Genomic DNA, 12,599 nt, shown 5'->3' on the forward strand with positions numbered 1-12,599 from the left:
ACGGGGCAAAATTGCGCCCACTACTACATTTATACTACAAAGCCAAGTTTTTAACAATGTTTTTAAGCCAAATTTCTATGAAATATGTGTAAACTTGTTAGCTATGACTTAGCGTTTCCCTGGTGGAAAGTTCAAAGCACTTCACAGTATGCGGCAAAAGCTCAACAGGCATCTTATCTTTAACCTTAAGCTCCCTGTTCTCCCACACTTCTACAGCGGGAACTGCCTTCTTATACTTGATGTCAAAGTCCTTAAACTTCAGTGTTGTCTTCTTTGTCTTTTCCCCAATGTTAAAAAATGCTGCGTAGACCTTACCGTCCTTGGCTACACTCTTCCAGATGACCAGATCGCCTTTTCTGTATACCTGCCTGGGCTTTCGACCGTTCTTGTGCGCGTTGAGAAGCCTCTTATTGGTCAGAAGACTTAAGGTGAAGTCGTCGTTATCCCTCATCTCGGCACCTATCATCAGCGGTGACCTGAAGATGCACCACAGCGTCATAAGGATCTTCTGCTCATCCTCTGTAAAGTGGCAGTAATGACCTCTTTCTCCGTTCTCGTCATTGCAGACGCACACATGTCCGATAGGAAGCATATCGCAATCCGGCCAGTGGTCCTTACGTCCAACAACTTCCCACGCATGGCATCTCTCAAACATTCCGTAGAGATGGTCCCATCTGTCCCAGAAATCATCCGTCATGCGCCACATGTTGGCATTCTCCAAAAGAAACTTCTTCTGGTCAACTCTTGCAGGTCCGGGTGAGAGGCTCAGCACCATAGGTCTTCCACATTTTTCTATGGCAGCCCTTATCATGGCTATCTCGGAAAATCCCGCTCCCGGAGCTTCCGGTCCGCAGTCTATCCTTGCGATGTCATCTACCTTGACGTAGTCCACTCCCCATTCGGCATACAGCGCGAATATAGAATCATAGTAGGCCTGCGCTCCATCTACGGAAGCATCAACGCCATACATGTCCGTGTTCCACATGCAGATAGAATTGGGGATCGCTATTTCCCTTGCGGTCTTATCCGTCCCCAGAACTTTCGTGTTTCTGTGCACTGCCTGCCTTGGGATACCTCTCATGATATGGATTCCGAACTTAAGGCCCATATCGTGAATCTGCTGAGCAATAGGCCCAAAGCCTTTGCCGTCTGCTGCAGAAGGAAATCTTGAAACTGCCGGCACAAGCCTTGAGTACTCATCCATCTCGAGCTCGGTAAACTTGTGATACTCATGGGAATCTGCCGTGGGTTCATACCACTGGATGTCACATATTACATACTTCCATCCGTATTCCCTTAAGTTCTCTGCCATATAGCGCGCATTACCAAGAAGTGTCTCCTCGCCTACGCTTGCTCCATAGCAGTCCCAGCTGTTCCACCCCATAGGTGGTCTCTTTGCTACATAAACCTTCTCCTCTCCCATTTTTACCCCCTTTATTCTCTTTATTCCTCTTTTAAAAGAGCCTGATATATCTCCCTCTTTCCGACACCCCTGTCGGCTGCCACCTTCTTCATGGCATCTTTGTGGGAAATACCCTGGTCCTCATAATACTTCATGTGGTCTTCGATACTCATCTCCTGCCAGGAGAGTCTCTTTTCCTCCTCCTGCTCTTCAAGGCTCTTGCCCTCAATTACCAGCACATACTCGCCTCTTGGTTCATTTTCTTTGTAAAAAGAAATTGCCTCAGCTATGGTGGTAGGACGAACCTCCTCAAATTTCTTGGTGAGCTCGCGGCAGATGGATACCTTTCTATCCCCCAGTGTCTCGTAAAGATCATCCAGCGCAGCCTTGAGGTGATGAGGTGCCTCGTAGACGATCATTGTCCTGCTCTCGTCCTTAAGATCCTCAAGTATCCTCTTTCTTCCTTTTTTATCTTCAGTTGCTGAGGGAAGGAATCCCTCAAAACAAAATCTTCTTGTGGATAAGCCCGACAAAGTAAGGGCTGTGATGCAGGCTGCCGGTCCCGGAAGGGATGTTACGGTTATACCTGCCTTGTGACACTCCGCCACCAGAACTTCACCCGGATCTGATATCGCCGGTGTTCCGGCATCGGTAATAAGCGCAATATCAAGCCCCTCCTGCATCTTCTGGATCAGGTACTGTGCCTTATCGTACTTATTATATTCGTGATAGCTGGTCATCTCTGTGTGAATATCGAAATGATTAAGGAGCTTTATGCTGTTTCTGGTGTCCTCCGCCGCAATCAGGTCAACACTCTTAAGGGTCTCAAGGACCCTGAAGGTCATGTCGTCCAGATTGCCTATGGGAGTTGCACAAAGATAAAGTTTACCTGCCATTTTCTTCTCCGTTTTTCTTGGTGAGTCAGTGGGGACGTTTCAGTTTGACTCACCGACCAAAGCACATCAATATCCATAAATATCGTAAATCTCCGGTGTATACTTTCCCGGTGCCTCGTAAATAATGAGTGGCTTCTCAACCGTCAGCCTTGATCTTCCGCCTCTCGCACCCTCGATGAGGACCATGTTCGGTTCCTTATCAACATAGGGATAAACCAGCTGCATCCTCTTGGGCTCAATCCTGTACTCATGCATAAGCACCGTGATCTCCGCCAGTCTGAAGGGTCTGTGAACCATATAGAACTTACCGCCACTCTTAAGAAGCCTTGCTGCTGCCTTTATGACATCTTCAAGATCGCAGAGTACCTCGTGTCTGGCTATAGCCTTGGGGCCATCCGGGTTCTTAAGTCCGTGGCCGCCAATCATATACGGCGGGTTACTTGTGACCACGTCAAAAGAGGCAGCGTCAAACAATTGCCCTGCCTCTTTAATATCTCCCTGTACGATTTTGATTTTGGACTGAAGATCATTGAGAATGACGCTTCGCTGCGCCATATCTGCGCTCTCTTCCTGAATCTCAAGGCCGATCAGCTCAGCGGCAGGCGTCTTGGCTGCCATGAGGATCGGTATGATCCCTGTACCCGTTCCCAGGTCCAGAACTCTTCCTCCTTCCGGAGCAGAGGCAAATCCTGATAAAAGAACTGCATCCATTCCAAAACAGAACTTCTCCGGGTCCTGAATTATCCTGTAGCCGTTTCTCTGCAGGTCATCAAGTCTCTCGCCATCTTTCAGATCAATTGTCCCCAAGCTTGGATTTTCCTTCCTGCTTCTCGATCTTCTCAAGCTTCTCGAGCTCTTTCATCTCTGCATCTTCCTGAGAGTTCTTTTTACCGTTATTGTTCTTTTTCTTCTGTTTCTTCCTGATGGTTTCTATCTCATCGAGCTTGTACTCGTGAACTTCCTTCTCATCATTGACTTCTACAAGGACCTTCATGGTCTGTCTGAGAATATTCACAGAAGATACCTCTCCGCCAAGACCATCCTTGGCTATGCAATAGTCTCCTACTGCTGGCATCTTGCGGTTGAGCTCCTCATATACATCTTCCTCATTCTTGAGGCAGCACATGAGTCTTCCGCAAACTCCGGAAATCTTGGTTGGATTAAGAGACAGGCTCTGTTCCTTGGCCATCTTGATTGATACCGGAACGAAGTCCGAAAGATATGAGTGGCAGCACAATGGTCTTCCACAAATGCCATAACCACCGATTATCTTGGTCTCGTCTCTTACACCGATCTGTCTGAGTTCAATTCTTGTCTTGAATACAGCCGCAAGGTCTTTTACCAGCTCTCTGAAATCGATTCTTCCGTCAGCTGTAAAATAAAAGAGGATCTTGTTGTTGTCAAAGGTATACTCTGCATCAATGAGTTTCATATCCAGGTTATGCTTTTTGATCTTCTCAAGGCAAACCTTGAAGGCTTCCTTCTCTTTTTCTCTGTTGGCCTTCTCCTGCTCATCGTCCTTGGTACTGGAGGTGCGAAGAACTGTCTTAAGCGGCTTAACCACCTTGTCGTCCTCGATCTCCTGAGGCTCTGAAACAACTGTTCCGTACTCAACGCCTCTTGCTGTCTCTACAATTACATGATCACCCTTTTTGATAACATATTTCCCGGGTGAAAAGTAATATATCTTGCCGGCTGTTCTGAACCTTACGCCGATAACTCTTGTCATAAATGCTCCTTAATGCCCATCAGCATCAGCTCCAGGGCTAAATCTATATTTACATTGGAGTTTATGCGGTTTTTCGCAATCTCCATATCCTTGATAATACCGTTAATGCCCTCATAAGTGCAATCTGCGGTAACACTACTAATATACGATACCTTATCAGTGAAAATCAAGTGAGTATCATCCCCGGTGGCCTTATAAACAAGCATGTCTCTGAACAGGAAAAGAAGTATGTCCATAAAGTCAGCATACTGATCAAGGTCTATCCCCTTCTTGCTGCCTTTCTCCTCACCGTCCGGGTTCTCCAATATGGCATGGGTCCTGTCCATGATCTCGTGGATCTCAAGGTTTTTAAGCTTGGAAACAAGATCTATGGTCTCATTCTTTAATGTCTCAAATCTCTCATTGGATGCCAGTTCCAGCGCTTTGCCCACATTTCCTCTGGCAAAAGACGCGCACAGCATAGCCTTATAATCCACAACATGACGCTCTTCCATAAGGAACTTTATAATAGAATCATCCCTTACAGGCTTCATGGGAAGCACAATACATCTACTTATAATAGTAGGTAAAAATGCGTTTATGTTGCTGGTAAGAATTATGATAACAATATATGACGGCGGCTCTTCAAGCGTCTTGAGCAGTGCGTTCTGAGCCGCAGGTGTCATCTTCTCACCCTCGGGAATTATGTAAATCTTGTACCTGCTCTCATAGGGTTTTATGACAACATCGTCACGCAGCTGCTGCCTGATATCGTCCACACCTATGCTGGCCGGCTTTTCATGAGTTATTGTTATAATGTCGGGATGATTATCAGAGAGCGCCTTGATGCAGGATGTGCACTCGTTGCAGGCCTCCCTGTAGTCCCCCTTGTCCTGCCTGTTCTCGCATTGAAGTGCCTTGGCAAAGGTTTTGGCGATAAACTCTTTTCCCGAACCGTTCTCCCCCGATATGATGTAGGCGTGAGAAACTGTATCAGTTACGAGCGCATGCTGCATGTGCTCCTTCATCTGCTGTTGATCTATGATATCGGCAAAATCCGCCATTTACTCTCCCCTTAAGTAAAGATATCCAGTAGTAACCCCTGTATCTGACCGATCTTGGCCAGGATGTCGATACTGTTTTTCTCATCCTTGACCAATTCCTGCGCCAGTTCATCAAGCTCTTTGTCCACCTGCCTGATTATTCCGTAAACCCTGTGTCTTCCCTTCCTGTCCAGGAAGTTCTCACGTGAAAAGACATGACTCCTCGTCACTACTTCATTCATAAAATCCTTGATGAGGATCCTGTACCTCTGCATATCCTTGATGTCATTTCTCTTTGAAATCTTCTCACCCTGCTGGATTATATCCTGCAGCATAAGATTTAGGCGCTCTGCGAGCCCCGTATCCTCAAGCTTACTGGTCAGAACAAACTTAAAATCACCGTTTGCTTCCTGTACCTGCTCCGGAGCCGGGGTCTGATTTGTGGGTGTAAGATTGCTGACTTTAATATCCATACATTCCCTTCCCGCCTTATAGCTCAGTTCTTGTTTTCCAGAATATGCTGTCTTATCTCTTTAATACAGTCTTCAATAAGACCGTTGTTGTAAAATCTCTTTTCCACGCCGGCCTCATTTATCTTGGCCTCGTCAAAGTCTTCCTCGTCTGCCAGAAAGCGCCTGCACATCTCATCGTACCTGGGATGCTCCTGCCCTTCTTCTCTCTTCATGGCTCTCTCAAGCCTAATCCTGGCCTCTACGTCGATCAGTATCGGGTAGACAAAGTCTTTTCCGAAATAATCTCTGAAATAGCAGTAGGACTCCAGCGTCCCTATTACCAGGTAGCTATCACCGCTGGCAAGATCAATCTGCCCATCATCCACAGTAAAATATCTCCACTCACCATAATTGGTATAGTAGGTACGCTCCTCAATGATCCTGCCCTGATCCTTAAGCTCGCGATATCCATCCTCGTCTCTGAAGAAATACTGAACTCCGTCAGTCTCCCCATCGCGCATGGGCCTGGTGGTGTAAGGAACGACCTTTTTAAGTGATAAGTCACTGTCAGATATTAGGTTTTTGTAGATTGTGTCTTTCCCTGATGTGCTCTTGCCCATCAAAAGGAAAATCCTGCCGGTTGCCATTTTGCTTAAACTTCCTCAACTCTGATCATGTTTGTTCTTCCGGGAATTCCAAGTGGTACGCCTGCTGTGAGAACTACCTTGTCGCCGGCCTTTAAAAGTCCCGCATTCTTGGCAGCACTCAAAGCTTCCCTGAAGAGCTCATCTGCTGTGTCTTCCTGTCTGATGTGAAGAGGCTCAACTCCAAACATCAGATTTGCCTGTCTGCATACTGTAGGATTGATAGTACATGCAATAATAGGGCAGTTAGGCTTGTACATTGATACCATACTTGCTGTGAATCCGCTCATTGTGACTGTCAGTATTGCATCGGCATTAACCTCTGCAGCTATGTTGCAGGTTGCATGTGAGATTGCTGTGGTGTCATCACTTGGTGCGTAATCTCTTTTCTTAAGTCTTCCTACATAATCTATATCGGCTTCTGTTCTCTCAGCAATACGTGACATGGTCTTAAGGGCCTCTACAGGATAATCGCCTGCAGCTGTCTCGCCTGAGAGCATAATTGCTGTTGTTCCGTCATAAATTGCATTGGCAACGTCAGTCGCCTCAGCTCTTGTTGGTCTTGGATGGTGGATCATGGAATCAAGCATCTGTGTTGCTGTAATGACATACTTACCGGCAGCCTCAGCCATCTTGATCAGCTTCTTCTGAACTACAGGAACCTCCTCAAAGGGAACCTCTACACCCATATCTCCTCTGGCAACCATGATGCCGTCTGCAGCAGCAAGAATCTCTTCAATATTGTTGATACCCTGTGTGCTCTCGATCTTGGCAATGATCTTCATCGGAGAGTTTTTCTCTTTTAAAATGTCCCTGATATCCTGAACATCTTCCTTGGTTCTTACAAAAGAAGCAGCAACGAAATCAAAGCCCTGCTCACAACCAAAGATGATGTCGCTCTTGTCCTGTTCACTAAGATAGGGCATTGAAAGCTCCGCACCGGGAACGTTGACACCCTTCTTGTCAGATACAGGTCCACCGTTTACTACTGTGCAGACAATATCTGTATCAGTTACCTTCTCAACGGAAAGCTCAATAAGACCGTCGTCCAAAAGGATAGTCATCCCACTCTTGCAGTCTTTGGTCAGATCCTTGTAAGTAATGGATACCTCGTCCTTGGTACCCTCTATGTCTCTTGATGTAAGTGTGAAAGTCTGACCGGCCTCCAGCATTTCCTTTCCGTTCTTAAAGTCCTTAAGTCTGATCTCGGGACCCTTTGTATCAAGCATGGTTGCTACAGGAATCTCAAGCTCGTCGCGGAGCTTTCTGATCCTCTCAAACTTTCTTCTGTGCTCATCGTGTGAACCGTGAGAAAAGTTGAATCTGGCAACATTCATACCGGCCAGCATAAGCTCTTTTAACTTATCTTCACTTTCACTTGCCGGTCCGATAGTACATATTATTTTCGTTTTACGCATAAAATTCCTCTCTTGTCTATATCTATTATACCCTTATTCTCGCTATTTTCGACCTCCAAAATGCCCTGTACATTAAGTCCTTCCGCAAAATATCGCTCCAAGTCCTTAATAAGGTCTCCGCCTATGACCTCTCCGGGCACAATCAGTGGAATACCCGGTGGATAAAGATTTACAAAATCTCCGCAAATCCTGCCTTCCGCCAATTTTAAAGACACCGTTTCCCGCTCGCTGTCCCAGGCTTTTTGCAAAGACATCTCCTTCTTCGGAATAGAATAGTTTTCCTCTTTCACGCCAAGTCTTGCTCCGGCCTTTTTCTGCAAGCACTCATCAATCTCGCAAATGGCCTTTATAAGGCGTTCTATTCCTTCATCTGTATCCCAACCGGTAATTATGGCCAGAGCATAGTGCTCCCCCGCCATCTCCAACTGCAATAGATAGTCCTCACGCAGTATATCATATAACTCCTGGCCTGTCATCGCCTCACTATCCGCATAAACAAGCACTTTGGCCGGGTCTTCCAATTCGCTCAGATCCGGTATCTTAAGTACCTTACAGCCGGAAGTCTCTTTCTGTATCTTCTTCCTGTACATGACAAGTTTTTCTACAAACTCTTTTCCATTCTCCTGCATTTCCTTCATGCAAAGATCTATCGAGGACATGAGCACATAAGACGGACTGCTGGACTGGTATATCCGAAGAAATCTCTTAAGCCTCTCTCTGTCCGCAAGCTTCCCCTGCACATGGATAAGCGCAGTCTGCGTCATGGCCGGAAGTGTCTTGTGAAGAGAATGGATTACAATGTCTGCTCCGTCATTTACAGCACTCTCAGGAACCCCCTCTCCAAAGCCAAAGTGCGCACCGTGAGCCTCGTCAACTATCAGTATTATCCCCTCATCATGGCATACTCTTGCGATTCCTTCTATATCCGAGCACTTTCCTTCATATGTTGGCGATGTGATGAACACCGCTTCAGGCTTAACCTCTGCTTTGTCTAAAGCTCTTTTGACATCTTCTGCATTATAGCTGTCAAAAATCCCGTACTCACTGATCATCCTGGGCTCAAGATATTCTATATCAAGGCCTCGAAGGTATGCAGCATGATAAAAAGACTTATGGCTTCCTCTTGCTGCCAGAATAGTCCCACCTTCTGAAACCGCTGCGGACACAGCGCTTAAAACACCCGATGTACTGCCGTTAACCAAAAAAAACGTCTCTTCCGCCCCATAGAGCAGGTTTGCTCTTTCTTCTGCCTCAAGGATTATTCCTTTCTCATCATGCAGATTGTCGAAGCCATCAATTTCCGTTATATCACAACGAAAAGCACCCTTTAACGGGGTGCTTTGAAGGTTTCTCTTATGACCGGGCATGTGGAACGGATACATTTCCCCTTCCGCCAGGTTTATCAGCTCCTGGTAAATATCAGGCATAATTTACGTTAATCTTTCCCTTCCTAAGCTTGAGTGTCTCCAGTGTTGATGCATACTTGTCCGCCAGGCATACCACCCAGGCCTCTCTGCATTTAGGTGGCTTAACAGTAAGCGGCCACATATGCTTTTTTATTATCTCTTTTTCTCTCTCTGTGAGAGTAAAATCTCTTGTAGCGTTCTTAAGTGCTATACCGGGATGATAGAATCCGTGAAGCTTGGGATGGATATTCCCCGGAGCCTCTCCATCATGCCAGTCGTACAGGAAATAATCGTGCAGCAGCGCACCTCTCACAAGCTCGCGCTCCTTTCCATTAATACCAAGCTTCCTGTTTAACTTGATGGCACACAGAGCAACGTGAATACTGTGCTCGTACACCGTTACATTGCCATGCTGAATAAAGCTCTTAAGCTTTATGTACTGCTCAGAGCCAAGGATGTCTCCTCCGTTACGACATAGTATCGCACGGTATTCCTCATCCTTCTCCAATTCCGTCAATATCTCAGGGTCAAATGTATCAGGATCATATCCCTTTACATCAAGGACCTTTTTTATTATCTCTTTATCTTCTTTTGCAAGTCTGTGCATCAGGTAAACTCCGTTAAAAGCGCATAGCACTACAATTTAACCATCTTTAGGTTCAATTCATAATAACATACATTGAATAAGAAAGTATTAAAATCATGAAAAAACTAGCTAAATAATTACTTCTTGTTTACCAGAACCTCATACTCATCAACAAGCTTTTTAAAGTATGCCAGCGCCTCATCATAAGTCGCATCCGAGAGCGGATCCACACCGGCCTTGGAAAGAAGCTCTACAGGAGGCTCCGATCCCCCCAGTTTAAGGAAGGACAGATACTCATCAACAGCTCCGGGCTCGTTTGAAGTGATCCTGTCTGCGATTGATGCAGCATAAGCCACATCTGCCGAATACTGGTAAACATAATAAACATAGTAGAAATGCGGAATTGATGCCCATTGATATCTTGATGCAGGGAATGATGTCACAGCATCCCCCCTGTACTCCTTAAGAAGCTCAGCCCATTTATCACCAAGGTCTTCAGCATCCAGTGACTGACCGGATTCAACGACCTTGTACATGTAATCCTCAAACTCAGAGTACATCATCTGAGTAAAGAATGTTCCTGCAAACATGTTTATTGCATTCTCAAGATAAAAGAGCTTTTCCTCATCATCTTTGGCATTCTTAAGTTTGTAATCATAGTACAAAAGCTCATTGGTTGTTGATGCAACTTCCTGAGTGAAAATTGTAGGGTTATTATAGGCCATTCTCTGATTCTCAGTTGCATACTGATCATAGACTGCATGTCCCATCTCGTGAGCTATTGTACTGATATCATCTGAATATCCTCCATAATTAAACAGTACCCATGGATAGTATTCACTTGAAATCTTATTTTCAAAGGCTCCTGTTGCCTTATTGGCTGTGGGATATACATCTACCTGCTCACTTGTAATGATCTTGGTGAAGTGGTCAATATAGTCATCCCCAAAAATTCCCAGTGCTTCGATTACTTCATCTACAGCGTCATCGTAATTGGTTTTGCTTACAGTAAAATCGGATACACTCGTACCCATGTTGTAGGAATATTGCTCCTCAAGACCAAGCCCCTGTGCATGGAGTTTCAGATATCTCTGATATTCAGGTATGCCCTTGTGAGCAGACTCTATCAGCATATCGAACACTTTGGTATCCAGGTCATAGTCATCAAAAGCCTCGTCCATTGTTGTGTCAAATCCATCTATTATTGCGGATGCATATGCTTGAGAACAGTTCTCTTCAAGAAGTGCAGCAAATGTGTTTGCAAAGTCTTCATATCTTGAAAGATATGTCTGATTGGCCTCTGCCTTAAATTTATCGGAATATCTTGGATTTGAGATTATATCCACATAAAGTTGATCAGTAAGCTCCTCTTCCTTGCCATTTGGCATCTTGATTGTCGGATAAGGAAGCTCAACCTGATTAAGTATATCAAAGACCTGCTCCCCATATCCCATTCCCATAGACATAGTTGATACCAAAAGAGTTTCATCCTCAGACAACGGTTCATAGTCAGGATCGAGATATTGTCTTAACCAGTATTCATCGCCATCAAACAGGGGATCTGAAAAGATTTTCTTTCTCTCTTCCAATGTCAGCGCATATAGCTCATCATCCACAAATGCAGATTTCTGAGTCTCTTCCCTTGTCATGGTGTCTAATTTAGCAAGAAGATTTTTGTAAACCGGATCCGTTGCATCAAGAGAGTTTCCAAGGCTTGCATACATCATAAGCTTCTGTTGAATCTTGGTCATATCAGTAAAATATGCATAGTCAAAGTATTCCCTTATGGTCTTGGCATTATCAAGCTTTCCTCTGTATTTATCATATTCATCAAACATGGCCATTACTTTATCGTAATCAGCCTGCCACTCAGCCTCAGATGCATAGATTTTCTCAAGGTTCCATTTCACCGGGTACCTACCCTTTTCCTCGGTATATGACGCACTTGGACTATCATATGTTGTACCAAACGGTGATGCACATGCGGTTACTGATATGATCAGGGCAAGTGTTGCTGCTATTCCTTTTAATCGTCTCTTCATAAATCTCCTTTTCCATTAACCCTTGTTTCAAATGAGTTCTTTAATTATAACATACATGTTGTTCCATAAAAAAAATCCCGACTCTTAAGCCGGGATTAAAAATTAATAAAAAAAGATGCCTAGAGTCGGAATCGAACCAACGACACGAGGATTTTCAGTCCTCTGCTCTACCAACTGAGCTATCTAGGCATATAGTAGCGGGAACAGGATTTGAACCTGTGACCTTCGGGTTATGAGCCCGACGAGCTTCCAGACTGCTCCACCCCGCGTCATTATGAAATTTATTGCTTAATTGCAATAAAAAAATGGATGGCGGTGGATTCGAACCACCGAAGCAAATTGCAGCAGATTTACAGTCTGTCCCCTTTGGCCACTCGGGAAGCCATCCATATAGAGCCGATGAGCGGACTCGAACCGTTAACCTGCTGATTACAAATCAGCTGCTCTGCCAATTGAGCCACATCGGCTTACACACGAATTGTGTTGTGTAATAAAATGGGGCCTACAGGGCTCGAACCTGTGACCCTCTGCTTGTAAGGCAGATGCTCTCCCAGCTGAGCTAAGACCCCGGTCAAATAAAAAATATGAAGTTGAGCGACCCGAAGGGGGTTCGAACCCCTGACCTCCGCCGTGACAGGGCGGCGCTCTAACCAGCTGAGCCACCGGGCCATATTTGTTACTTGGATTGTACCTTCAAAACCGAACACTGAAATCTCTTAGATCCGTCTCTAACCTTTGCTTTTTGGATAAGCCCTCGACCTATTAGTACACATCAGCTGAACACGTTACCGTGCTTACACCTTGTGCCTATCTAACCTCGTACTCTCCAAGGGGTCTTACTCCATAAAGGAGGGATATCTCATCTTGAGGGGGGCTTCACGCTTAGATGCCTTCAGCGTTTATCCCTTCCGGACGTGGCTACCCAGCCTTATGCACCTGGCGGTGCAGCTGATACACCAGCGGTCCGTCCATCCCGGTCCTCTCGTACTAAGGACAGCTCCT

11 protein-coding genes, 6 tRNA genes and 1 rRNA gene are annotated in these 12,599 nt (G+C 45.4%); all 18 read right to left on the minus strand.

From position 1 onward, the window contains the following. Positions 1–97: 97 nt before the first annotated feature. Positions 98–1,423 (minus strand): glycoside hydrolase family 27 protein, encoded by a 1,326-nt coding sequence (locus G590_RS0116280; RefSeq protein WP_022766723.1) that lies wholly within the window; start codon positions 1,421–1,423, stop codon positions 98–100. Positions 1,424–1,443: 20 nt separating this feature from the next. Beyond that, complete coding sequence (rsmI, locus tag G590_RS0116285; protein WP_022766724.1) at positions 1,444–2,298, minus strand: 16S rRNA (cytidine(1402)-2'-O)-methyltransferase; 855 nt, start codon at positions 2,296–2,298, stop codon at positions 1,444–1,446. Positions 2,299–2,364: 66 nt separating this feature from the next. After that, entirely contained in the window at positions 2,365–3,009 is a 645-nt protein-coding gene (locus G590_RS0116290; protein WP_442852348.1) for a tRNA1(Val) (adenine(37)-N6)-methyltransferase, read from the minus strand. A gap of 82 nt (positions 3,010–3,091) precedes the next feature. After that, positions 3,092–4,027: a PSP1 domain-containing protein gene (locus G590_RS0116295; protein ID WP_022766726.1), complete on the minus strand. Its 936-nt coding sequence runs from the start codon at positions 4,025–4,027 to the stop codon at positions 3,092–3,094. Beyond that, a complete protein-coding gene (locus G590_RS0116300) occupies positions 4,024–5,070 on the minus strand; it encodes a DNA polymerase III subunit (protein WP_022766727.1) in 1,047 nt (348 codons plus the stop codon). Before G590_RS0116300 ends, G590_RS0116295 begins: the two co-directional genes overlap by 4 nt. 11 nt (positions 5,071–5,081) lie before the next feature. Then, on the minus strand, positions 5,082–5,522 hold the full coding sequence (locus G590_RS0116305) for a YaaR family protein (RefSeq protein WP_022766728.1): 441 nt from the start codon (positions 5,520–5,522) through the stop codon (positions 5,082–5,084). Between the two features lie 23 nt (positions 5,523–5,545). Beyond that, positions 5,546–6,148 carry a guanylate kinase gene (locus G590_RS0116310; RefSeq protein ID WP_022766729.1) on the minus strand — a complete coding sequence of 201 codons (603 nt, stop codon included), beginning with the start codon at positions 6,146–6,148 and terminating at the stop codon, positions 5,546–5,548. Between the two features lie 5 nt (positions 6,149–6,153). Next, complete coding sequence (pyk, locus tag G590_RS0116315; protein WP_022766730.1) at positions 6,154–7,563, minus strand: pyruvate kinase; 1,410 nt, start codon at positions 7,561–7,563, stop codon at positions 6,154–6,156. Continuing rightward, positions 7,545–8,990, minus strand: coding sequence for an aminotransferase class I/II-fold pyridoxal phosphate-dependent enzyme (locus G590_RS19965; RefSeq protein ID WP_022766731.1), 1,446 nt, complete (start codon positions 8,988–8,990; stop codon positions 7,545–7,547). Before G590_RS19965 ends, pyk begins: the two co-directional genes overlap by 19 nt. Continuing rightward, positions 8,983–9,576 (minus strand): HD domain-containing protein, encoded by a 594-nt coding sequence (locus G590_RS19970; RefSeq protein WP_022766732.1) that lies wholly within the window; start codon positions 9,574–9,576, stop codon positions 8,983–8,985. The genes G590_RS19965 and G590_RS19970 overlap by 8 nt, the downstream gene beginning before the upstream one ends. Before the next feature lie 116 nt (positions 9,577–9,692). Beyond that, entirely contained in the window at positions 9,693–11,597 is a 1,905-nt protein-coding gene (locus tag G590_RS0116330; RefSeq protein ID WP_022766733.1) for a M3 family metallopeptidase, read from the minus strand. 116 nt (positions 11,598–11,713) lie between these two features. After that, positions 11,714–11,786 (minus strand) — tRNA-Phe (locus G590_RS0116335). Positions 11,787–11,792: 6 nt separating this feature from the next. Continuing rightward, a tRNA-Met gene (locus G590_RS0116340) sits at positions 11,793–11,866 on the minus strand. Positions 11,867–11,903: 37 nt separating this feature from the next. Then, a tRNA-Tyr gene (locus G590_RS0116345) sits at positions 11,904–11,985 on the minus strand. A gap of 6 nt (positions 11,986–11,991) precedes the next feature. Beyond that, positions 11,992–12,064, minus strand: a tRNA-Thr gene (locus G590_RS0116350). A gap of 29 nt (positions 12,065–12,093) precedes the next feature. Continuing rightward, positions 12,094–12,166: transfer RNA gene (locus G590_RS0116355), tRNA-Val, on the minus strand. A gap of 26 nt (positions 12,167–12,192) precedes the next feature. After that, positions 12,193–12,266, minus strand: a tRNA-Asp gene (locus G590_RS0116360). 73 nt (positions 12,267–12,339) lie between these two features. Further along, positions 12,340–12,599 (minus strand): 23S ribosomal RNA (locus G590_RS0116365); the annotation flags it as partial.

It is taken from the genome of Butyrivibrio sp. XPD2006, from assembly GCF_000420865.1.
In the GTDB taxonomy this organism is placed as follows: domain Bacteria; phylum Bacillota; class Clostridia; order Lachnospirales; family Lachnospiraceae; genus Butyrivibrio.